At 70.4% G+C, this 21,737-nt stretch carries 19 protein-coding genes; 7 read left to right on the plus strand and 12 right to left on the minus strand.

Translation table 11 applies throughout. The features are described from left to right. Positions 1 to 160: 160 nt before the first annotated feature. Both ACH4G3_RS34410 and ACH4G3_RS34415 read left to right on the plus strand, forming a co-directional pair. Complete coding sequence (locus ACH4G3_RS34410; protein ID WP_274818989.1) at positions 161 to 862, plus strand: aggregation-promoting factor C-terminal-like domain-containing protein; 702 nt, start codon at positions 161 to 163, stop codon at positions 860 to 862. Positions 863 to 999: 137 nt separating this feature from the next. Further along, a complete protein-coding gene (locus ACH4G3_RS34415; protein ID WP_397628168.1) occupies positions 1,000 to 2,316 on the plus strand; it encodes an AI-2E family transporter in 1,317 nt (438 codons plus the stop codon). A gap of 95 nt (positions 2,317 to 2,411) precedes the next feature. Here the strand turns inward: ACH4G3_RS34415 and ACH4G3_RS34420 are convergent, their stop codons facing one another. Together ACH4G3_RS34420 and ACH4G3_RS34425 are read right to left on the minus strand one after the other, a co-directional pair. Next, a complete protein-coding gene (locus tag ACH4G3_RS34420) occupies positions 2,412 to 2,945 on the minus strand; it encodes an alkyl hydroperoxide reductase (protein WP_397628169.1) in 534 nt (177 codons plus the stop codon). 6 nt (positions 2,946 to 2,951) lie between these two features. Further along, entirely contained in the window at positions 2,952 to 3,506 is a 555-nt protein-coding gene (locus ACH4G3_RS34425; RefSeq protein ID WP_020276563.1) for a peroxiredoxin, read from the minus strand. Positions 3,507 to 3,639: 133 nt separating this feature from the next. Between ACH4G3_RS34425 and ACH4G3_RS34430 the strand changes: the two genes are divergently transcribed. Then, on the plus strand, positions 3,640 to 4,590 hold the full coding sequence (locus ACH4G3_RS34430) for a LysR substrate-binding domain-containing protein (protein WP_397628170.1): 951 nt from the start codon (positions 3,640 to 3,642) through the stop codon (positions 4,588 to 4,590). A gap of 16 nt (positions 4,591 to 4,606) precedes the next feature. On the opposite strand, the gene ACH4G3_RS34435 is transcribed toward ACH4G3_RS34430, so the two are convergent. The 5 genes from ACH4G3_RS34435 to ACH4G3_RS34455 form a co-directional block, all read right to left on the minus strand. Then, on the minus strand, positions 4,607 to 6,946 hold the full coding sequence (locus tag ACH4G3_RS34435; protein WP_397628171.1) for an ABC transporter permease: 2,340 nt from the start codon (positions 6,944 to 6,946) through the stop codon (positions 4,607 to 4,609). Then, entirely contained in the window at positions 6,943 to 7,632 is a 690-nt protein-coding gene (locus tag ACH4G3_RS34440) for an ABC transporter ATP-binding protein (protein WP_397628172.1), read from the minus strand. The genes ACH4G3_RS34435 and ACH4G3_RS34440 overlap by 4 nt, the downstream gene beginning before the upstream one ends. Next, the gene (locus ACH4G3_RS34445; RefSeq protein WP_010045868.1) at positions 7,629 to 8,153 is read right to left on the minus strand and encodes a PadR family transcriptional regulator; all 525 of its coding nucleotides are present in this window, start codon (positions 8,151 to 8,153) and stop codon (positions 7,629 to 7,631) included. Before ACH4G3_RS34445 ends, ACH4G3_RS34440 begins: the two co-directional genes overlap by 4 nt. Positions 8,154 to 8,264: 111 nt before the next feature. Continuing rightward, positions 8,265 to 8,510: a type II toxin-antitoxin system antitoxin gene (locus ACH4G3_RS34450; protein ID WP_397628173.1), complete on the minus strand. Its 246-nt coding sequence runs from the start codon at positions 8,508 to 8,510 to the stop codon at positions 8,265 to 8,267. Then, complete coding sequence (locus ACH4G3_RS34455; RefSeq protein ID WP_397628174.1) at positions 8,507 to 9,442, minus strand: SPFH domain-containing protein; 936 nt, start codon at positions 9,440 to 9,442, stop codon at positions 8,507 to 8,509. The genes ACH4G3_RS34450 and ACH4G3_RS34455 overlap by 4 nt, the downstream gene beginning before the upstream one ends. Positions 9,443 to 9,703: 261 nt before the next feature. Here ACH4G3_RS34455 and ACH4G3_RS34460 point away from each other — a divergent pair, with 261 nt between their 5' ends. Further along, positions 9,704 to 12,004, plus strand: coding sequence for a transglycosylase domain-containing protein (locus ACH4G3_RS34460; RefSeq protein WP_397628175.1), 2,301 nt, complete (start codon positions 9,704 to 9,706; stop codon positions 12,002 to 12,004). Positions 12,005 to 12,105: 101 nt separating this feature from the next. Here the strand turns inward: ACH4G3_RS34460 and ACH4G3_RS34465 are convergent, their stop codons facing one another. The 4 genes from ACH4G3_RS34465 to ACH4G3_RS34480 form a co-directional block, all read right to left on the minus strand. Continuing rightward, a complete protein-coding gene (locus ACH4G3_RS34465) occupies positions 12,106 to 14,250 on the minus strand; it encodes a SpoIIE family protein phosphatase (RefSeq protein WP_397628176.1) in 2,145 nt (714 codons plus the stop codon). A 295-nt stretch (positions 14,251 to 14,545) separates the two neighbouring features. Continuing rightward, the gene (gene fomD, locus ACH4G3_RS34470) at positions 14,546 to 15,238 is read right to left on the minus strand and encodes a cytidylyl-2-hydroxypropylphosphonate hydrolase (protein ID WP_397617347.1); all 693 of its coding nucleotides are present in this window, start codon (positions 15,236 to 15,238) and stop codon (positions 14,546 to 14,548) included. A gap of 83 nt (positions 15,239 to 15,321) precedes the next feature. Continuing rightward, positions 15,322 to 16,725, minus strand: a complete 1,404-nt coding sequence (locus ACH4G3_RS34475) for a class II fumarate hydratase (protein ID WP_397628177.1) — start codon at positions 16,723 to 16,725, stop codon at positions 15,322 to 15,324. A gap of 78 nt (positions 16,726 to 16,803) precedes the next feature. Next, positions 16,804 to 18,474 (minus strand): fumarate hydratase, encoded by a 1,671-nt coding sequence (locus ACH4G3_RS34480; protein ID WP_397628178.1) that lies wholly within the window; start codon positions 18,472 to 18,474, stop codon positions 16,804 to 16,806. A gap of 175 nt (positions 18,475 to 18,649) precedes the next feature. On the opposite strand from ACH4G3_RS34480, the gene ACH4G3_RS34485 reads away from it, so the two are divergent. Both ACH4G3_RS34485 and ACH4G3_RS34490 read left to right on the plus strand, forming a co-directional pair. Then, positions 18,650 to 19,336: a DUF1707 SHOCT-like domain-containing protein gene (locus ACH4G3_RS34485; protein ID WP_397628179.1), complete on the plus strand. Its 687-nt coding sequence runs from the start codon at positions 18,650 to 18,652 to the stop codon at positions 19,334 to 19,336. Between the two features lie 174 nt (positions 19,337 to 19,510). Then, a complete protein-coding gene (locus tag ACH4G3_RS34490; RefSeq protein WP_078945338.1) occupies positions 19,511 to 19,885 on the plus strand; it encodes a WhiB family transcriptional regulator in 375 nt (124 codons plus the stop codon). Between the two features lie 90 nt (positions 19,886 to 19,975). Here ACH4G3_RS34490 and glpX read toward each other — a convergent pair whose 3' ends face one another. Further along, entirely contained in the window at positions 19,976 to 21,010 is a 1,035-nt protein-coding gene (gene glpX / locus ACH4G3_RS34495) for a class II fructose-bisphosphatase (protein ID WP_020275873.1), read from the minus strand. Between the two features lie 126 nt (positions 21,011 to 21,136). Between glpX and ACH4G3_RS34500 the strand changes: the two genes are divergently transcribed. Beyond that, positions 21,137 to 21,661 (plus strand): DUF4245 domain-containing protein, encoded by a 525-nt coding sequence (locus ACH4G3_RS34500; protein WP_397628180.1) that lies wholly within the window; start codon positions 21,137 to 21,139, stop codon positions 21,659 to 21,661. Positions 21,662 to 21,737 lie beyond the last annotated feature (76 nt).

Below are 21,737 nucleotides of genomic sequence, written 5' to 3' on the forward strand. Positions count from 1 at the left end.
TAGCGATGTCGTATGCCGCCCGAGCATCACGCGGCACTCCCGTAGGGAGTTGCCCACCGGGCCCGCGCCTCCCGTGACCCCGCAGTTGGGGAGGCCAGTGCCAGGGGCACGATTGCGTCCGCGAGGGTCACCGAAGCGGGCGATGCTGGAAGGAAACCGTGTGAGCCGGATCTCGGTCCGGGGATTCGCAGTGGCCTCGGCCACGGCGGTCACCGCTGTCGGAAGCGTCGTCGGTGTTGCCTCGGGCAGCACCGCGCAGAACAACGACGCCGAAGCGACGGCCAGCGGCACCACGCTGCTCGCAGACATTCCCGCGGGCCAGCAGGCCCAGGTGCAGACGGCGTCGCTGACGCAGCAGGCCGACGCACAGGCCATCGCCGCCGACGCGAGCGCGAAGAAGGACGCCGAGGAGGCCGCCCGCAAGGCTGCCGCCGAGACGGCCATCGCCAAGAAGAAGGAAGCCGCCGAGAAGGCCGCCGCGGCCGAGAAGGCCGCCAAGGAGCGCGCGGAGGCCAAGGAGGCCGCCAGCCGCTCCAAGGACATCTCCGACTTCCCCGTCGCGACCTCCTACACCATCGCCCAGATCCAGGCGATGGCGCGGCAGATGGTGCCGGCGGGTCAGTTCCAGTGCTTCAGCAACATCGTGGACCACGAGTCCGACTGGAACTACAAGGCGGTCAACCCTTCCTCCGGGGCCTACGGCATGTTCCAGGCGCTGCCCGGTTCCAAGATGTCGTCCGTCGGTGCCGACTGGCGGACCAACCCGGCCACCCAGATCAAGTGGGGCCTGAACTACATGAACGACCGCTACGGCAGCCCGTGTGACGCCTGGTCGTTCTGGCAGGCCAACAACTGGTACTGAGCCCGCGGCCCTTCAGTCGCAGCCATCCTCAGCGCGAGCCCCTCACCGTCGTACGGTGAGGGGCTCGCGCCATGTACGGTCTTGACGGACGACTCCAGGGGGGAGTGGTGCGGAGAGACGGGGGAAAAGGACGGATCATGTCGCGAGTGCCAGGGTGGCTCGGCCGGCTCGGTGCCGGACTGACCGAGATGAGCGAGCGGTGGAACGAACGCCGCGCCGAGGCCGAACGGGAGCGGGACGAGACCGAGTCCCGGACATCCTCCGACGAACACGTGCCGCCGCCCCCGGACTACGCGCCCGACGCGCCCGACGTGCCCGCCCGGCCCGATCCGGCGCTGGCCGTGCCGTGGGGGATGCGGGTCGCGGCGGAGGCCGGCTGGCGGCTGCTCGTCCTCGCGGGCACGCTGTGGGTGCTGATGCGGATCATCAGCGCCGTCCAGCTGGTGGTGCTGGCGTTCGTGAGCGCACTGCTCATCACCGCGATCCTCCAGCCGACCGTGGCGCGGCTGCGGCGGCTCGGAGTGCCGCGCGGGCCGGCCACGGCGCTGACCGCGATCCTCGGCTTCGTCGTCATGGGGCTCATCGGCTGGTTCGTGACCTGGCAGGTCATGGAGAACATCGACGACCTCTCGGGCCAGATCCAGGACGGCATCGACGAGTTGCGGAACTGGCTGCTGAACAGCCCCTTCCACGTCACGGACAAACAGATCAACGAGATCGCCAAGAACCTGCGGGAGGCGGTCGGAGCGAACACCGACCAGATCACCTCGGCGGGGCTGGAGGGCGTGACGGTCGTCGTCGAGTCGCTGACGGGGATTCTGCTGGCGGTCTTCTCGACGCTGTTCCTGCTCTACGACGGCAAGCGGATCTGGGAGTGGACGCTGAAGCTGGTTCCGGCGGCGGCGCGGCCGGGCGTGGCCGGGGCCGGGCCGGCGGCCTGGCGGACGCTGACGGCGTATGTGCGGGGCACGGTGATCGTCGCGCTGATCGACGCGATCTTCATCGGGCTGGGGATCTACTTCCTCGATGTGCCGATGGCCGTGCCGCTGGCGGTGTTCATCTTCCTGTTCGCGTTCATCCCGCTGGTGGGTGCGGTGGTGTCCGGGGCGCTGGCGGTGGTGGTCGCGCTGGTCACCCAGGGGGTGTTCACGGCTGTCATGACGCTGGTGGTGGTGCTGGCGGTGCAGCAGATCGAGGGCCACATCCTGCAGCCGTTCATTCTGGGGCGGGCGGTGCGGGTGCACCCGCTGGCCGTGGTGCTGTCCGTGGCGTGCGGGGGGATGGTCGCCGGGATCGGGGGCGCGGTGGTGGCGGTGCCGTTGGTCGCCGTGACGAACACGGTGGCGGGGTATCTGCGGGCGTACTCGCGCAAGTCGGCGTTGCGGCATTCGGTCCGTCCGCGGGGTGCGACAGCGGTGAGTGCGGAGCCCGAACGGCAGGCGCCGCCGGAGTAGTCCGAGCCTCCCGAGCGGCCTGCGCGCAAGGCAACAGGGCCCCGCCCACCGGTCAGGTGGGCGGGGCCCTGCAATGCGGTGCGTACGGCCGGGGGTTACTCGGCCAGTACCGCCTCGGCGTCCAGCGTCACGCCGACCGCCTGGATCACGGACGCGATCTTGAACGCCTCCTGGATGACCTCGCGGTCGAGGCCGGCCTTGCGCAGGACCTGCTCGTGGGAGTCGAGGCACATGCCGCAGCCGTTGATGGCGGAGACCGCGAAGGACCACAGCTCGAAGTCGACCTTGTCGACGCCCGGGTTGCCGATGACGTTCATCCGCAGGCCCGCGCGCAGGTTGCCGTACTCGTGGTCCGACAGGAGGTGCCGCGTGCGGTAGAAGACGTTGTTCATCGCCATCACCGCGGCCGCGGACTTGGCGGCCGTGTACGCCTCCGGCGACAGGTTCGCCTTGGCCTCGGGCTCCAGCTCGCGCAGCACGATCGGGGAGCGCGAGGCGATGGCGGTCGCCAGCACCGTGCCCCACAGCTGCTGGGCCGGCAGGTCCGAGTTGCCGATGACCGAGCCCAGGTTGAGCTTCAGGTCCTTGGCGTAGTCCGGTATGGCGGACTTGAGTGCGTCGAGGGACATGTCAGATCACTCTCCGGCGAGCAGCGCGACCGGGTCGAGGGTCTCGTCGCCCTTCGACCAGTTGCAGGGGCACAGCTCGTCCGTCTGGAGGGCGTCCAGGACCCGCAGGACCTCCTTCGGGTTACGGCCGACCGAACCCGCGGTCACCATCGAGAACTGGATCTCGTTGTTCTGGTCCACGATGAACACCGCGCGCTTGGCGAAGCCGTCCTCGCCCTCGATGCCGAGGTCGCGCATCAGCTCGTGCTTGGAGTCGGCCATCATGGGGAACGGCAGGTCACGCAGGTCGTCGTGGTCCTTGCGCCAGGCGTGGTGGACGAACTCGGAGTCGCCGGAGAAGCCGAGGACCTGGGCGTCGCGGTCGGCGAACTCGTCGTTCAGCTTGCCGAAGGCGGCGATCTCGGTCGGGCACACGAAGGTGAAGTCCTTGGGCCACGCGAAGATGACCTTCCACTGACCCTCGTAGGTCTTGTGGTTGATCTGCTGGAACTCCTTGCCCTTCTCCAGCGAGACGCAGGCGGTCAGATCGAACTCGGGGAACTTGTCACCGACAGTGAGCACACGCTCTCCTTGCAGCGAAGAAACACCCGGATTGCGGGTGTTTCCCATGGGTTGGACGTTATTGATGTTGGCACAGGGCCGATTGATTACGGAAATAGCTACACTCGGTCGGGTTGATCGGAGGTGGTTATCAGTGACTGTGGGTAATAAGCGCAGGCAGCCCACCCTCGCGCAGTTGCGGGCCTTCGCAGCCGTCGCCGAGCACCTGCACTTCCGGGACGCCGCAGGGGCGATCGGCATGAGCCAGCCCGCTCTCTCGGGCGCCGTCTCGGCGCTGGAGGAGACACTCGGAGTGACGCTCCTCGAGCGTACGACGCGCAAGGTGCTGCTCTCACCCGAGGGTGAGCGGATCGCCGTACGGGCCAAGGCCGTGCTGGCGGAGGTAGGGGCCCTCATGGAGGAGGCCGAAGCGGTCCGGGCCCCGTTCACCGGCGTGCTGCGGCTGGGGGTCATCCCGACCGTGGCGCCGTATCTGCTGCCCACCGTCCTGCGGCTCGTCCACGAACGGTATCCGCACCTCGACCTCCAGGTGCACGAGGAGCAGACCGCCAGCCTGCTCGACGGCCTCGCCGGCGGGCGGCTCGACCTGCTGCTGCTCGCTGTCCCGCTGGGTGTGCCCGGCGTCGCCGAACTGCCGCTGTTCGACGAGGACTTCGTGCTCGTCACGCCGCTCGACCACCCGCTCGGCGGACGCGAGGGCATCGCGCGCGAGGCGCTGCGCGAGCTGAACCTGCTGCTGCTGGACGAGGGGCACTGCCTGCGCGACCAGGCCCTCGACATCTGCCGGGAGGCCGGCCGCGAGGACGCCCCGGTCACCACGACCGCCGCCGGGCTGTCCACGCTGGTGCAGCTCGTCGCGGGCGGGCTCGGTGTCACGCTGCTGCCGCGCACCGCCCTCAAGGTCGAGATCTCCCGCAGCGACCAGCTCCTCACCGGGTACTTCACCGACCCGGCCCCCACCCGCAGGGTCGCTCTGGCGATGCGGGCGGGGGCCGCGCGCGGCGCGGAGTACGAGGAACTGGCGGCGGCGCTGCGGGAGGCGCTGCGGCCCCTGCCCGTACGGGTCCTCGACCAGGACGCCTGACGGACGGTGCGGGCGGCTACTCCGTGCGCAGCCCGTCCGGCCGCATCATCCTCAGCAGCGGCGGCAGACTCAGCAGCGTCACCACGAGGACGACGCCCGCGCCGATGCCGGTCATCGACAGCACGCTCGGCCAGTCCACCCGGACCGACGTGCTGGTCATCCGCAGCAGGACCGCGCCCAGGGCCATGCCCACCGTCGCGGCGAGCAGCAGGCCCAGTCCGATCGGGATCGCCGTCTGCCACAGCACCGACAGGCTGAGGGTCCGGCGCCGGGTGCCGAAGGCGACCAGCGACGACAGCAGCTTGCGGCGTTCGCGCAACTGCTCCAGCTGCGAGACCAGCAGGCTCGCGCCGATCAGCGCCAGCACGCAGGCGGCGCCGACGGACAGGCCGGTGCGGATGGTGGCGTAGCGGTCGTTGCGCTCGACGCTGTTCCAGGTCATCGGCTGGGCCGTCGGGTCGAGCCGCGCGGCCGTGTTGCGCACGTACTCGTAGGCGTCGGGCACGGAACGGTCGAGGCTCAGGTAGAGCTGTGTGGAGGCGAGCGGACCGAGCTTCCCGGGCAGCGCGGCGGGTGTGATCAGGATGCCGCCGCGCTCGTACCCGGTGGGATCCTCCCGGGCCTGGGCCTGCCGGATGTCCTGCGGCACGGTCCAGGAGACCCAGCGGTCGTCGGGGCGGGAGGTGTCGGCCGGGTCGGCCCACAGGGTGGTGCCGGGCTTGGCCATCGTGTCGGTTCCGGTGTCCTCCTCCGCGCCCTGGACGGCGAAGACGTCACCGTCGCGGCAGGACGGCAGCGTGGCCACCTCGCGCAGCGACGCGCAGTCGGCGACGGTGAAGCGGACGTAGGTGTCCCCCTCGCCCCGTCGGTCGCCGAGGTAGCCGTCGGACAGTACGGTGACCCTCCGCACGCCCTCTGTGGTGCGGAACTCCTCGGCGATGGAGGCGGGTTCGGCTCCGTGCGGCACGTTCACCTGCATCTGGGCCCGGGAGACGTCGTACTGCGACGCCCTGGTGTAGTTGCCCTCCACCCCGGCGAACAGCATCTGCAGCGCGATCGCCCCGGCCACCGCCACCGCGATGCCGTTGACCATCCGGGCCGCCGCACCGCTGCTCAGCTGAAGCCTGCGCACCGCCAGTTGCCAGGCGACCCCGCCCGAGCCGAGCCGGGCCACGACCGTCTCCACCACCCAGGGCAGCAGGGCCGTGACGCCGACCAGGAGGAGCATCACGCCGCCGACGACGAGGTACTGATTGAACTCCCCGCCGTCGTCGCCCTGCCCGATCATCGGGAAGAGCAGCGCGAGCCCGCCGAGCGGCAGCAGCAGCCGCCACCACAGCCGGCGCCGCGCGGGCTTGGCCGTGCGGACCACGCCGAGCGGCTCGATGACCACCCCGCGCAGGGCGAGGATCGTCACCACGACCGCGGCCGCCGGCACCACCAGCGCGACCAGAAGGGCCAGCACGGGCGAGGGGTTCAGATAGCTCGGGAACACACTGACGTGGAACACCTCGGCGGAAGCCGCCAGTTGCCGCCCCAGCAGGAAGAAGCCGGCTCCGAGGACGAGTCCCAGCACCGAACCGGCGAGCGCCTCGCCGGCGGCGATCCGCCGGGTCATCCGGCTGTCGGAACCCACCAGCCGCAGCGCCGCCAGCCGGCGGTCGCGCCGCTCGCCGCCGAAGCGCACGGCCGCGGCGATGAACACGGCGACCGGCATCAGCAGCACCACGAAGACGACCAGCACCAGCAGGAGCAGCACCGGGTCCCAGGGATCGGACGACGCCAGGCCGTCGTTTCCGAAGCTGTCGATCCGGGCCCCACTGGCGAGGCCGTCCAGCAGCTTCTCGAGCCCCGTGCCGCCCGCGAAGTAGGCGAGTTCCTGCGAGCCGACGAGCCCCTGCTCGCCGATGGTGCCCGCGATCCGGTAGTTCAGCCGCTCCCGCAGCAGCTTGCCGTCGTCGGAGGCGAGCAGCTCCTTCAGCGCGGGGGAGACGACCATCTCGCCCGCGGCCGGGAACCGCGCGACCCCCGGGGGCAGCGGAGCCCGCGGGCCCTCCGCCTCCAGCATCCGGCCGCGCACGTCCTGGTCCCGGAACGTGGTGTCCGAGTCCAGGACGATCAGGGTGTCGTCGGCCTTCGGTATCTTCTGCTGGCTGAAGGTGTGGTCGCTGCGCGCCTCCTCGCGCCGGCCCCGTTCCGCCAGCGCGTTCGGGAGGGCGGTGGTGAGCAGCAGCAGCGCCACTCCGAGTCCGACGCCGACGGCCGTCAGCAGCGCCCGGATCCATCCCTCGCGTCCGCCCGCGAAGGCGAACCGGACCCCCATGGAAAGATCCCGCGCCCACTGACCGGCGCTCATACGACGCGCTCCATGTCCCGGGACCTGCCGTCGCGTACGACGATCTCGCGGTCGGAGTACGCGGCCACCCTGGCCTCGTGGGTGACGAGCACCACGGCCGTGTTGGCGGACCGGGCGGCGTCCGTGAGCAGTTCCATCACGCGCTCGCCGTTGAAGGAGTCGAGCGCGCCGGTCGGTTCGTCGGCGAACACCACACGAGGGTTCGTCACCAGCGCGCGGGCGACGGCGACCCGCTGTCCCTGACCGCCGGACACCTCGCCGGGCCGCTTCTTGCGCAGCTCGTCGACCTCCAGCCGCTCCATCCAGGCCAGTGCGGTCCGCTCGGCCTCCTTGCGGGGCGACCCGTTCAGGCGCAGCGGAAGCGCCACGTTCTCCACGCAGGTGAGTTCGGGCACGAGCTGGCCGAACTGGAACACGAACCCGAACTCCGAGCGCCTGAGCGCACTGCGCTCGGCGTCGCTCATCGCCGTCACCTCACGCCCGTTGTACGTGATCGAGCCCGAGTCGGGCGTCACGATCCCGGCGAGGCAGTGCAGCAGCGTCGACTTGCCCGACCCGGACGGACCCATCACGGCGACGACCTCGCCCGGGTGGATGGAGAACTCGGCACCGTCGAGCGCGGTGGTCGGCCCGTACGTCTTGCGCAGGTCCTGGGCGGTGAGCAGCGAACCAGCGGGAACGGTCACCGGGTCACCGCCTCACGGAGCTTGTCCAGACGCGCGGCGGTCAGTTCCAGCCAGCGCAGGTCCGCCTCCAGGTGGAACAGGGCGTGGTCGCAGATCAGCTGGTCGGCCAGATCGCCCTTGCGCTTGCGGTCGGTGAGGATCCGCATGCTGCGCAGGTGCTCCGAGCGCTGCGTGTCGAGGATGTCGGCGGCGTCGCGGTGGGTGAGCAGCGCGAGGACGACCTTGGTGTAGAGGGTCGACTGGAGGTACGGCTCCGGCTTCTCCGGCGTCGCGAGCCAGCGCTCGACATCGGTGATGCCGGCCTCGGTGATCGCGTACCGCTTGCGCTCGGGTCCGCCGCCGGCCTCGATGCCGTCGACTTCGACGAGCCCGTTCTTCAGCAGCCGGGACATCGTCGAATAGACCTGGCCGTAGTGCAGCGGCCGGTCGTGACCGAACTTCTCGTCGAAGGCCCGCTTCAGGTCGTAGCCGTGGCGCGGGCCGGACTCCAGGAGCCCCAGGAGGGTGTGACCGATGGACATGCCAGGACTGTACACGGGGTGTATACGCGGCATGTATACGCCGAGTGTGCAGTTCATGGCGTGCCGTACGACCCCGCAGGTCGGGGGCTGTTGTCACGGTTCCGCAACAGGCTATTGCTCGGAGCCGCCCGGTGGTCGTCCCCGCCGGGGCATCGGCCCGGTCTCCCGCGGCAGCCGCCCCGCCTCGGCCAGCGCCTTCCGCAGCAGGAACTCGATCTGCGCGTTGGCCGAACGCAGTTCGTCCCCGGCCCACCGCGCCAGCGCCTCGTACACCGCGGGGTCCAGCCGCAGCAGCACCTGCTTGCGCTGCTGCTGCGGCCGGCGCTGCGCGCCCGGACCTTCGGACGGCACGGTCACTGGTACAGGGACCCGGTGTTGAGGACCGGCTGCGCGGCGCGGTCCCCGCACAGCACCACCATCAGGTTGGAGACCATCGCCGCCTTCCGCTCGGAGTCCAGCTCCACGATGTCCCGCTCGGTGATCCGCGCGATCGCGGCCTCGACCATGCCCACCGCGCCGTCGACGATCTGCCGCCGGGCCGCGACGACCGCTCCGGCCTGCTGCCGCTGGAGCATCGCCGAGGCGATCTCGGGGGCGTACGCGAGGTGGGTGAAGCGCGACTCGATGATCTGCACCCCGGCCGCCTCCACGCGCGCGTGCAGTTCGACGGCGAGCTTCTCGGTGATCTCCTCGGCGTTGCCGCGCAGCGAGAGGCCGTCCTCCTCGTGGGCGTCGTAGGGGTACTCGATGGCGATGTGCCGCACGGCCGCCTCGGTCTGCGTAGAGACGAACTCGACGTAGTCGTCCACCTCGAAGACGGCCTGGGCGGTGTCCTCGACCCGCCACACCACGACCGCGGCGAGCTCGATCGGGTTGCCGTACGCGTCGTTGACCTTCAGGACGGCGGTCTCGTGGTTGCGCACGCGCGTCGAGATCTTGGTGCGCGAGGTGAGCGGGTTCACCCAGCGCAGCCCGTCCTGCCGGATCGTCCCGCGGTAGCGGCCGAAGAGCTGGACGACCCGGGCCTCACCGGGCGCCACCATGTTCAGCCCGCACATGGCCAGGAACGCCGCGAGCGCGACCAGGATGCCGCCGATGATCAGGGCGGCCTTGGCCCCGCCCCCGTCGACCGCCGTGGCGGCCGCGATCAGCCCGGCGCCGGCCAGCAGCCCGACCAGGCCGAGCAGCAGAGCGAGTCCGCCGCCGATGCTGTGCGCGGCGAACTCCCGCACACGGGGCGCCGGCATCTCGGGCACATCGGTGGTGACCTGCGGTTGGTGTGTGGACATGGATGATCCCCCGTTCCTCCCGGGAAGCATTTCCTGCCTAGCTTCCATCTATCTAAGTGATATCACTTTTCCGCGTCCTGGCAACCCTACGCGTGTCTCGAACGTCGGTTCCGTTGGGGTGGGTGCTGATTGTCACGTCCGTAAAGGGCCGGATCGGCAGCCCTCTCTCTTATCTCCCGGTGTTAGCTTTCTGAGCTGACCTGAGCGGCGAACCTGTGTGACATGTGAGCACACGCGAACGAAGCGGAGCGGATCGGACCCATGGGACGAGCGGAAGAAAGACGCGCCAGACAGCGCGGTGGGCGCCGGGCGGCACCCAAGCGCCGCCGTTCGTCGGGCGCGGCCGGGAAGAGCGGCATACGCCGGCTCTTCACCTGGAAGAAGATCCTCGGCACCTTCTTCGGCCTGTGCCTGCTCGGTATGGGCGCCTTCATCGTGCTGTACATGATGATCGGCATCCCGGAGGGCAACGCCGACGCCAAGCGGCAGAGCAACATCTACAAGTACAGCGACGGCGCGATCATGGCCCGCGACGGCAAGGTCAACCGCGAGGTCGTCGATCTGTCCAGGGTCCCCAAGGGCGTGCGGCTCACCTTCGTCGCGGCCGAGAACAAGACCTTCTACAAGGACGCCGGCGTCGACCTCAAGGGCACCGCCCGCGGCCTGTTCAACACGCTCTCGGGCCGGGGCGCGCAGGGCGGTTCGACGATCACCCAGCAGTACGTCAAGAACTACTACCTGACGCAGGAACAGACCGTCACCCGCAAGCTCAAGGAACTGGTCATCTCCCTGAAGCTGGACCGGGAGAAGTCCAAGGACTACATCCTCGCCGGCTACATCAACACCAGCTACTACGGCCGCAACGCCTACGGCATCCAGGCCGCCGCCCAGGCCTACTACCACAAAGACGCCGAGGAACTCTCCGTCGCGCAGGGCGCCTACCTCGCCGCGCTGCTCCAGGCCCCGAGCCAGTACGACTGGGCGGTCGCCTCCCCGGCGGGTAAGAAACTGGTGAAGGCCCGCTGGAACTACGTCCTGGACAACATGGTCGACGAGGGCTGGCTGAGCCAGTCCGAGCGTGCCGGCATGAAGTTCCCGGTGCCGAAGGAGCCCAAGCCCGCTCCCGGCATGGAGGGCCAGAAGGGCTACCTGGTCAACGCGGCCAACGCGGCGCTGGAGAAGCAGCTCGTCGCCGAGGGCACCGCGAGCAGCGCCAAGGAAGCCGAGGCGATGGTCAACGCCGGCGGCTGGACCGTCACCCTCAACATCGACAAGAAGAAGCAGGCGGCGCTGGAGAAGTCCGTCAAGCAGCAGTTGACCAGCAAGCTCGACCCCGAGAAGCGCAAGGTCGACGGGGACGTCCAGGCCGGTGCCGCGTCCGTGAACCCGAAGACGGGCGCCGTGGTCGCGATGTACGGCGGCGTGAACTACTTCGATCACTACACCAACAACGCCACCCGCTCCGACTACCAGCCCGCCTCCACGTTCAAGCCGGTCATCCTCGCCGCCGCCCTGGAGGAGCAGGCCGAGACGCAGGACGGCAAGCCGATCACCGCGAACACGATCTACGACGGCACGAGCAGGCGCCAGGTCATGGACAACGGCACCAAGGTCGGCTTCGCCCCCGAGAACGAGGACGACGAGAACTACGGGAAGATCACCGTCCAGACGGCGATGAACAAGTCCGTCAACTCCGTCTTCGCGCAGATGGGCGTCGACGTCGGCATGACCAACGTGGTCGACGTCGCCGGCAAACTCGGCATGGACACCAAGAACATGGAGGCCGTGCCCGCCCAGACCCTGGGCAGCATGGGCGCGAGCCCCCTGGAGATGGCGGGTGTCTACGCCACCCTCGCCAACCACGGCAAGAAGGTCACCCCGGCCCTCGTGAAGTCGGCGGAGCACCTCAACAAGACGGTCACCATGCCCGACCCGGTCGGCGACCAGGCCGTCAGCCGCGGGGCCGCCGACTCGGTGACCTCGGTGCTGACCGGCGTGGTCGACGACGGTACGGCGCAGGCATCCGTACGCAACAACCCCGAGCGCGGCGGCCAGCAGGTCGCGGGCAAGACGGGTACGTCCGACAACAACAAGTCGGCCTGGTTCACCGGCTACACGCCGAACCTGGTCACCTCCGTCGGCCTGTTCGGCGAGGACGCCAAGACCCACGCCCAGGTCCCGATGTACAAGGCCGCCGGCGAGCCCCGGATCAACGGCGGTGATTTCCCGGCGAAGATCTGGGCGGCGTACACCTTCGGCGTGATGGGCGACACCAGCAAGTTCGACCTGGACACCCAGCAGGGCGCGGCCGTCCAGCCGACGTGGACGCCGACGCCCACGCAGGAGCCGACCAAGGAGCCCACGAAGGAGCCGACGACCGAGGAACCGTCGTCGTCGTCACCGCCGCCGACGACGGAGGAGCCGAGCAGCTCCCCGCCGCCGAGTCCGTCGACGACACCGCCCACCTTCACCCCGCCGACGGCCCCGGAGACGACACCGCCGGACGACGGCGGCGGCGACCCCTTCGACCCGGTCAAGCCGGGCACCGGACAGGACGACTAGGGCCTGTCGTTTGGACCACGCCGCAGACGCGAGGTCTGGCAGGAGGCACGGCGAAGGGCGCCCGGCGAACACCGGGCGCCCTTCGCTCGTTCCACGGCGTCTCAGCTGCGGTTGAGCTCGAACCAGACGACCTTGCCCGTGCTGAGCCGGGTCGCGCCCCAGCGCCGGGCCAGCCGGTTCACCAGGTACAGCCCGCGTCCGCCCTCGTCCGTGGCGCGGGCCTGCCGCAGGCGCGGCAGCTGCGGGACGTCGTCGCCCACTTCGCAGCGCAGGACATCCGTCCGCAGCAGCCGGAGCGTGACCGGCCGGGACGCGTACCGCACGGCGTTCGTCACGACCTCGCTGACGAGAAGCTCCACCGAGTCGCTGAGCTCCTCAAGGCCCCAGCGCTGCAACGCGCGCCGGGCCAGCCGGCGGGCCCGGCCGGGGGCGGCGTCCTCCGGCTCCAGGAACCAGTACGCCACATCGCTGGGCGCGATGCCGTCGAAGCGGGCGGCGAGCAGCGCGATGTCGTCGTCCCGGTCGCCCGGGCCGAGCATGTCGAGCACCTCGTCGCACAGCGCTTCCAGGGGCGGCGGATGGTCCGGCCCGGTGAGCTGCGCCGTCGCCGCCAGCTTCTCCCGCAGCTGCTCGATGCCGGTCCACACGTCCCGCAGCCGGGACTCGACCAGACCGTCGGTGTACAGCAGCAGGGTCGCGCCGGCGGGCGCGTCCAGCTCCACGGCCTCGAAGTCGACGCCGCCGACCCCGATGGGGGCACCGGCCGGGACGCGCAGCACCTCGGCACGGCCGCCCAGGTGGAGCAGGACGGGCGGCGGATGGCCGGCGTTGGCGATGGTGATGCGGTGCGACACCGGGTCGTAGACCGCGTAGAGGCAGGTCGCCATGCGGTCCACGCCGAGGCGCTGCGCCTGTTCGTCGAGGTGGTGCAGGACCTCCTGCGGCGGCAGGTCGAGGCCGGCGAGGGTCTGGGCGGTGGTGCGCAGCTGGCCCATGATGGCGGCCGAGGTCATGGAGTGGCCCATGACGTCGCCGACGACCAGGGCGACCCGGCTGCCGGGCAGCGGGATGGCGTCGTACCAGTCGCCGCCGACCCGGGCGGTCTCCGCGGCCGGCAGGTAACGGGAGGCGAGCCGCACGCCCGTGGGGCGGGGCAGCGTCTCGGGCAGCATCGTGCGCTGGAGCTCGTCCGCGATGTAGGCCTCGCGGCCGTACAGGACGGCCTTGTCGATGCCCAGGGCGCTGTGCGTGGCGAGCTGGGCGGCCACCAGCAGGTCGTCCGGCTCGAAGGCGATGCGTTCGGGACGGCGCAGGAACAGGGCGGCACCGATGACGCGGCGCCGGCCGCGCAGCGGCGCGAGGATGGCCCGCTGCCCGTCCGGAACGGCGAACACACCGCCCTCACCGAGCAACTCGGGCAGCGCCGCGCGGGCCGCGGGAGCGTCCGTGAACACCGGGCGCACACCCCGCAGCACCTCGGCGAGCGCGCTGCCGGGCCGTACCTCGCACAGCTCGGCGCCGACCGTGTCGAGCTCGTTCGGCTCGGGCTGCGCGGCCGGCAGGAAGCCGTTCTCCGTGTCGCGCTCGGCCGGTATCCGGTCGGTGCGCCGCAGCCGCAGCACCAGCGGGCCGGTGGGCCGCTCGTCGCCGACGGGCAGCGGGTCGCGCAGATAGACCAGGATCGCGTCGGAGAACGTGGGCACGGTGGCCCGGCACAGCCCCATCACGATCTCGTCGAGATCGATACCGCGGGCGATCCGCCGGGTGGCGGCGCCCACGAAGCGCAGCCGGTCGCCGTCCCGCCGCATCGGCGTGGGCCGTCCGGGCGGCAGGCTCTGGCCGCTGCGGCGCTCCTGTCCGTCGGGGCCGGGCGCCGGCCGGTCCTGTTCGTCGGCCGGCTGGACCGGGATGCCCTCGGGGGCGGGCCGCGGCCGAGGGGTGTCGCGCTCGGCGGTCTGCTCGGTACCCGGCTGGGAGTGCTCGGAGGCGGGGTCGCTCACGGTGTCCTTGCCCTTGCCGAACGGCGTGGAGGTGCCCGGCTCCGACGTGCCCGGCGTGGTGTGCGCCGTCGTGAGCGGAGCGGTGACGTCGCCGCCGCAGCGGCCCTGTACCGGTAAGGCGCCCGCGCCGGGCCCACGCACCGGTGTCGAGGTGTGCACGAACGCCCCGCGGGGGTCCGCGGGGTCGGCGCCCGGCTGCGGGCGTTCGAAGGAGGTCGGCTGCTCCGTCACGCGTGTCGCATCCATCCGTCCGGGGCTGCACGCCAGAGGTGCAGGTGGTCCCGCCGAAACTCCGATACCCGGAATGCGTGCCCCAGGAACGGAATTCCCGCGTGGTCAGAGGTTGTTCCTGTGCCACCGGCGGACCGTCTGCGGTCCTGCGGGCCGCAGGCCCCGCCGGTGTTGCCCTCGTACCCCTCGCTCACGTCCTGCCGCCCCTCGGTGACGATCGGTCAAGCCCAGCGCGTGCTCCGTCAGTTGCCGCCGCGCGCCCTTGCGGAGGACGATCCTACGTTTCTTGCCCGGGGGCGCATCAAGGGTCTCATGAGGACACATGCGCGGGCGTACGGTCCCAGTCCTCCGGCAGTGACGGTACCGTCCAGGACGGATCCGGGCGCCAGTGCTGCCAGCCATCCGAGAACGGCGGCCCCCAGGCGCGGATCACCTCCACGGCGGCCCGCCCGGCCTCCCGTACCTTCTCGGCCTGCTGGTCGTCCATCAGCCCGTCCCCCAGGGCCTGGGCGAACTCGTCCTCGTCGCGCCAGTGCCAACTGCGGTCCGGGTGCACGGAGATGTCCAGAAAGTGGTCGACGGAGTCCACACCGCCCTCCCAGCGGGCCAGCGGCTCCTCCAGGTTCACGTACCAGTTCTTGAACCGCCAGCCCGGCTCCCAGAACAGCCACACCGACCAGGGCTCGGCCGGCCGTGCCAGCTTCAGCACGCCCGTGCCGAACCAGCGGTCGCGCTGCACGGTCCGCGGCTTGGTGTAGCGGGACTCCAGCGGCTCCAGGTGCACCGGGGTGCCGTCGGCGAGCACGGGCCTGACGCACTCCGTGCCCGGCGCCAGCCACACGGCGAGCAGCTCCGCGTCGTCCCGTACGACGGTGACCGGACGCGCGATGTGGAAACGCGCGCCGCCGTTCTCCCGGTACCGCCACAGGATCTCGCTCCCGGGCTCCCAGAAGCCTGCCGCACCACCCGTTTCCACGCGTCTCACCGCTCCACCGTCTGCCATGCACAGATATTAGGTGCCCTGGGCATACGACGCTGCAGCGCGTGTCACGGTTCACGCGCCGGACGCACCTGGGCGGCGAACCGTCACGGGTGTGTCATCCGCAGGACATCCAGCGCCTCGTCGAGCTGCTCCTGGGTCAGGTCCCCGCGCTCCACGTACCCGCTGTCCAGCACGACCTGACGGATGGTCTTCCGCTCGGCCAGCGCCTTCTTGGCGACCTTCGCGGCCTCCTCGTAGCCGATGTACTTGTTGAGCGGCGTGACGACGGACGGGGAGGACTCGGCGTACTCCCGCGCCCGCTCGCGGTCGGCGGTGATGCCGTCGACGGTCCGGTCGGCGAGCAGCCGCGTGACGTTGGCGAGCAGCCGCACGGACTCCAGTACGTTCTTCGCGATGACGGGCAGCATGACGTTGAGCTCGAAGTTCCCGGCGGCACCGGCGGTGGCGACGGTGGCGTCGTTCCCCACGACCTGGGCGGCGACCATCAGCACGGCCTCCGGAATGACCGGATTCACCTTGCCCGGCATGATCGAGGAGCCGGGCTGGAGGTCGGGCAGGGCGATCTCGGCGAGGCCGGTGCGCGGTCCGGAGGACATCCACCGCAGGTCGTTGGCGATCTTCGTCAGCCCGACCGCGATGGTCCGCAGCTGCCCGCTGGTCTCGACGATGCCGTCCCGGGCACCCTGCGCCTCGAAGTGGTCCCGCGCCTCGGTGAGGGGCAGCCCCGTGGTCCGGGCGACCTCCTCGATCACGGCGGCGGAGAAGCCGATCGGGGTGTTGATGCCGGTGCCGACGGCCGTACCGCCCAGGGGCAGTTCGGCGAGCCGGGGCAGGGATGCCTGCAGCCGCTCGATCCCGTACCGCACCTGGGCGGCGTACCCGCCGAACTCCTGCCCCAGCGTCACGGGCGTGGCGTCCATGAGATGGGTCCGCCCCGACTTCACGACATCGGAGAACTCCTCGGACTTGCGCTCCAGGGAGGCGGCGAGATGGTCCAGGGCGGGGATCAGCTCACGGGTGACGGCCGCGGTGGCGGCGATGTGGATCGACGACGGGAACACGTCGTTGGACGACTGGGAGGCGTTGACGTGGTCGTTGGGGTGAACGCTCTTGCCCAGCCGCTCGGTCGCGAGGGTCGCGATGACCTCGTTGGTGTTCATGTTGGACGAGGTCCCGGACCCGGTCTGGAACACGTCGACGGGGAAGTGCTCGTCCCACTTCCCCTCGGCGACCTCACCGGCGGCCTCCTGGATCGCGTCGGCGACGTCCTTGTCCAGGACCCCCAGCTCGGCGTTGACCTTGGCCGCCGCGCCCTTGATCCGGGCCAGTGCCTCGATGTGCGCGCGTTCGATGCGCTGCCCGGAGACGGGGAAGTTCTCCACCGCCCGCTGGGTCTGGGCCCGCCACTTGGCGTGGGCGGGCACCCGCACCTCGCCCATCGAGTCGTGCTCGGTGCGGTACTCGGTCCTGTCCTGCTCGTCGGTCATCGACGATCACCTCCACGTGTCACAGCGTCCGCGACCCCGACCACTGTTCCCCGTGGAGGCGAACCGTCACCGCCGTTCTCAGGCGAGTCCGGGACCCCGTACCGGAATGGACGTGAACGTCGGGGCCGGGGCCGGGTCCTGGAAGAAGTCGTTGCCCTTGTCGTCCACGACGATGAACGCCGGGAAGTCCTCGACCTCGATCTTCCAGACGGCCTCCATGCCGAGTTCCTCGTACTCGACGACCTCGACCTTCTTGATGCAGTCCTGGGCGAGCCGGGCCGCCGGGCCGCCGATGGAGCCCAGGTAGAAGCCGCCGTGGGTGTTGCAGGCGTCGGTGACCTGCTTGCTGCGGTTGCCCTTGGCCAGCATCACCTTGGAGCCGCCGGCCGCCTGGAACTGCTCGACGTAGCTGTCCATCCGGCCGGCCGTCGTCGGGCCGAAGGAGCCCGACGCGTAGCCCTCGGGCGTCTTGGCCGGACCCGCGTAGTACACCGGGTGGTCCTTCAGGTACTGCGGCATCTCCTCGCCCGCGTCGAGCCGCTCCTTGATCTTGGCGTGCGCGATGTCGCGGGCGACGACGAGGGGGCCGGTGAGGGAGAGGCGGGTCTTGACCGGGTACTTCGTCAGCTCGGCCAGGATGGTGTCCATCGGCTGGTTGAGGTCGATCTTGACGACGTCGCCGGCTTCGTCCAGGTGCTCGTCCGTGGTCTCCGGCAGGAACCGCGCCGGGTCCGTCTCCAGCTGCTCCAGGAAGACGCCCTCGGCCGTGATCTTCGCGACGGCCTGACGGTCGGCGGAGCAGGACACGGCGATGGCGACGGGGCAGGAGGCACCGTGCCGGGGCAGGCGCACCACGCGCACGTCGTGGCAGAAGTACTTGCCGCCGAACTGCGCGCCGATCCCGATCTTCTGCGTCAGCTCGAAGACCTGCTGCTCCAGCTCCTTGTCCCGGAAGCCGTGTCCGAGCGCCGACCCCTCCGCCGGGATCTCGTCCAGGTAGTGCGCGGAGGCGTACTTGGCGGTCTTCAGCGCGTACTCGGCGCTCGTACCGCCGACGACGATCGCCAGGTGGTAGGGCGGGCAGGCCGCCGTACCCAGCGAGCGGATCTTCTCCTCCAGGAACTTCATCATGGAGGCCTCGTTCAGGACGGCCTTCGTCTCCTGGTAGAGGAACGACTTGTTGGCGGAGCCGCCGCCCTTCGCCATGAACAGGAACTTGTAGGCGCCGCCGTCGGTCGCGTACAGCTCGATCTGCGCGGGCAGGTTGGAGCCGGTGTTCTTCTCCTCCCACATGGTGAGCGGAGCCATCTGCGAGTAGCGCAGGTTGAGGTTCTGGTACGCGTCGTAGATGCCCCGGGACAGGGCCTCCTCGTCACGGCCCGCGGTCAGCACGTTCTGGCCGCGCTTGCCCATCACGATCGCCGTGCCCGTGTCCTGGCACATCGGCAGCACGCCCGCCGCCGCGATGTTCGCGTTCTTCAGCAGGTCCAGCGCCACGAACTTGTCGTTGCCGGACGCCTCGGGGTCGTCGATGATGCGGCGCAGCTGCGCGAGGTGGGCCGGGCGCAGGTAGTGCTGGATGTCGTGGATGGCCTCCTCGGCGAGCTTGCGCAGCGCCTCCGGCTCCACCTTGAGGAAGGTCCGCCCGTCCGGCCCCTCGACCGTGGAGACGCCCTCGGAGGTCACCAGCCGGTACGGCGTGGTGTCCTCCCCTTGGGGGAGCAGATCGGTGTACGCGAACTCAGGCATCTCAGCCCATTCCTCACTCGGCGGACGGCGGCCCGCCTCCTTTGGCGAGCGCCAACAGCCTAGAACCTGCCTCCGGCGCTGAGCCCGTGAGGTAAGGCTCAGTTCGTCACACCCGGCCGCGACAGGGGCGTCGCGGGGGGTGTCGCGATCTATCGTGTTTCGGTACGCTGCTGGTGTGGACCTTCAGAAGCAGACCGCGCCCGCCGTCTCCGAGCTCCGCGCCTCCGACGCCGAGCGCGACCGCATCGCCGACATCCTGCACGACGCCCTCGCCGAGGGCCGTCTCACCGCGGACGAGCACGCCGAGCGCGTCGAGGGGGTGCTGCGCGCCAAGACGGTCGGCGAACTGGACGTCTTCATACGGGATCTGCCCGCCGCCCACCGCCAGGGCCCCGGCCCCTCGCCGGCCCCGGCTCCGTACCGCCCCACGGCCGGCGCCTTCCCGATCGACCCGGACGACAACGTGGTCGCGATCTTCAGCGGCGCCGTCCGCAAGGGCCGCTGGCGCACGGGCCGCCGTATCCACGCCTACGCGATCTTCGGCAGTGTCGAGATAGACCTCAGCGAGGCGCTCTTCGACCACCAGCAGGTCATGATCAAGGCGTTCTCGGTCTTCGGCAGCGTCGAGATCCGCGTCCCGGAGAACGTGTCGCTGCGCGGTATGGGTGGCGGCGTCCTCGGCAGCTTCGAGGTGGACACGCTCGACTCGGGCGACCCGGAGGCCCCCGTCGTCTACGTCGACGGCTGGGCCGTCCTCGGCAGTGTCGAGGCGCGGCCCCGGCGCGGCAAGGTCGTCGCGGACATCCTCGACCGGGTGCAACGCAAGGTCGACAAGAGTTTGCGCAAACACCTGAACCATTGACAGTCGCGAAGTCGTCGGGGTGCGGGGCAAATCGGTGCACCGGTGACGCCGCTCGACGGAACCCGAAAACGGGGGCGAAACCAGCGCTTCGGAACTCAGTGCATAGGCGCGCGCACAGCGGGTAGGCCTTGCTGCATCGTCTCTCGCTCGCGAAGCCGTCGTCAGGAGTAGACCGTGCTGCAACCGCCGCATTCGTCCCTGGTAGCTGCCGTTCCGGCCCCGCGGGTGCCTGCGCGAGACAGGGACCAAGACGCCCCGTGGCACACCGAGGCGGTGTGCCGGCGTGACGAGGCGGGCCTGTTCTTCGCCCCCTCCAAGGAGCCGACCGCCGCCCGGCTCTCCCGGGAGGAGGCGGCGAAGCGGGTCTGCGCCCGCTGCCCGGTGATGGTCGAATGCCGCGAGCACGCCCTGCTCCAGCCCGAGCCCTACGGCGTCTGGGGCGGCCTCACCGCCGCCGAACGCCGCGTGGTCCTGGCCCGACGCCGCCGCCGGGACCTGGAGTTGAAGAAGGCGGCCCGCTCGGCCAGCACGATAGCCGCGGCAGGCTGACCGGCACGCACGACGAAAAGGGCGCCCCCACCGCACCGGGGGCGCCCTTTCGTCGCGGGGTGAGCTGCCCGAGCCCCACCCCTGTGCGCGCTACTTCCCCTTGTCGAAGTCGATCGCGCTGTAGGCCCGCAGCTTGCTCAGCCGGTGCTCCGAATCGATCCTGCGCACCGTCCCCGACCGCGACCGCATCACGATCGAGTCGGTCGTGGCGGTCTCGGCCCGGTACCGCACGCCCCGCAGCAGCTCCCCGTCGGTGATCCCGGTCGCCACGAAGAACACGTTCTCCCCGGTGACCAGGTCCTCCGTCATCAGCACCCGGTCGAGATCATGGCCCGCGTCGATCGCCCGCTGCCGTTCCTCGTCGTCCTTGGGCCACAGCTTGCCCTGGATCGTGCCGCCCAGGCACTTCACCGCACAGGCCGAGATGATGCCCTCCGGCGTACCGCCGATGCCGAGCAGCAGGTCGACGCCCGTGCCCTCGCGCAGCGCCAGGATGGAGCCGGCCACGTCGCCGTCGGAGATCAGCTTGATGCGCGCGCCGGTGTCCCGGATCTCCTTGATGATGCCCTCGTGCCGCGGCCGGTCCAGGATCACCACCGTCACGTCCTCGGGCGCGGACCGCTTGGCCTTGGCGACCCGGCGGATGTTCACCGACACCGGCGCGTTGATGTCGACGAAGTCGGCCGCCTCGGGCCCGGTGACGAGCTTGTCCATGTAGAAGACGGCGGACGGGTCGAACATGGACCCGCGCTCGGCGGCGGCCAGCACCGCGATCGCGTTCGTCATGCCCTTCGCGGTCAGCGTGGTGCCGTCGATCGGGTCGACGGCGATGTCGCACTCGGGACCCGTCCCGTCGCCCACGCGCTCCCCGTTGAACAGCATCGGGGCTTCGTCCTTCTCGCCCTCGCCGATGACGACGACGCCGTTCATCGAGACGGTGGAGACGAGGGTCCGCATGGCACGCACCGCGGCACCGTCGGCGCCGTTCTTGTCACCCCGCCCGACCCAACGGCCCGCGGCCATCGCCGCTGCCTCGGTGACCCGGACCAGTTCCAGGGCGAGGTTGCGGTCGGGGGCCTCGGAGGGCACATCGAGTTCGGACGGCAAGTGATGATGCTCGGTCATCGGAGCGCACCTTTCTGTACGACGACGGCCGGATGAGGGTGTTGTTGCCCGACTCTATCGTCGAGACCGCAAAATGAGCAGGGGCCCCCACGGATGAGCGCGCTGGAGACCTGCGACGATAGGGGTGTGGCAGGCACGAACGGCAAGCAGAAGACGGCGCGGGACATGATCCTCTCCATGGGAGTCATCGTCCTCGTGGCGGGCGTCATATACCTCTTCATCCCCCACGACGACAGCCCGCCCGACCTCAAGCGCGTCGACTACCGGGTCGAGCTGCTCACGGCACGCCGTGCCGCCTCGTACCCCATCGCCGCGCCGCAGGGCCTGCCCGCCGCGTGGAAGGCCACCTCCGTCCGTTTCCAGGGCGACGAGTTCGACGCCTGGCACCTCGGCTTCCACGACCCCGAGGGTGAGTACGTGGCAGTCGAGCAGTCCACTCAGCGGCGCCCCGTCTTCGTCGACGAGGCGACCCAGGGCGCGCGGGAGACCGGGAAGACCGAGAGGATCGACGGCCGGACCTGGACCCGCTACGAGGGCGGCCGGTACGACGCGCTGGTGCTGGAGGGCACCAAGGGCTCGACGACGGTCGTGACGGGCACCGCGTCGTTCGCGCAGCTGAGCAAGATGGCGGACGCGCTGAAGACGGAGTGAGGCTCTGTACTCGCGGAGCGCACATGGAGAAGGCCCCCGGCGAATACCTGGGGCCTTTCTCGTGTCCGTTTCGTGT

It is taken from the genome of Streptomyces afghaniensis (assembly GCF_044327915.1).
GTDB lineage: Bacteria > Actinomycetota > Actinomycetes > Streptomycetales > Streptomycetaceae > Streptomyces > Streptomyces afghaniensis.

Bases quoted from the DNA above. Each gene is read 5' to 3' on its own strand.
- ACH4G3_RS34415 (WP_397628168.1), top strand. From the start codon at position 1,000: ATGTCGCGAGTGCCAGGGTGGCTCGGCCGGCTCGGTGCCGGACTGACC.
- ACH4G3_RS34420 (WP_397628169.1), bottom strand. From the start codon at position 2,945: ATGTCCCTCGACGCACTCAAGTCCGCCATACCGGACTACGCCAAGGAC.
- ACH4G3_RS34435 (WP_397628171.1), bottom strand. From the start codon at position 6,946: ATGAGCGCCGGTCAGTGGGCGCGGGATCTTTCCATGGGGGTCCGGTTC.
- ACH4G3_RS34445 (WP_010045868.1), bottom strand. From the start codon at position 8,153: ATGTCCATCGGTCACACCCTCCTGGGGCTCCTGGAGTCCGGCCCGCGC.
- ACH4G3_RS34455 (WP_397628174.1), bottom strand. From the start codon at position 9,442: ATGTCCACACACCAACCGCAGGTCACCACCGATGTGCCCGAGATGCCG.
- ACH4G3_RS34460 (WP_397628175.1), top strand. From the start codon at position 9,704: ATGGGACGAGCGGAAGAAAGACGCGCCAGACAGCGCGGTGGGCGCCGG.
- ACH4G3_RS34465 (WP_397628176.1), bottom strand. From the start codon at position 14,250: ATGGATGCGACACGCGTGACGGAGCAGCCGACCTCCTTCGAACGCCCG.
- fomD (WP_397617347.1), bottom strand. From the start codon at position 15,238: ATGGCAGACGGTGGAGCGGTGAGACGCGTGGAAACGGGTGGTGCGGCA.
- ACH4G3_RS34475 (WP_397628177.1), bottom strand. From the start codon at position 16,725: ATGACCGACGAGCAGGACAGGACCGAGTACCGCACCGAGCACGACTCG.
- ACH4G3_RS34480 (WP_397628178.1), bottom strand. From the start codon at position 18,474: ATGCCTGAGTTCGCGTACACCGATCTGCTCCCCCAAGGGGAGGACACC.
- glpX (WP_020275873.1), bottom strand. From the start codon at position 21,010: ATGACCGAGCATCATCACTTGCCGTCCGAACTCGATGTGCCCTCCGAG.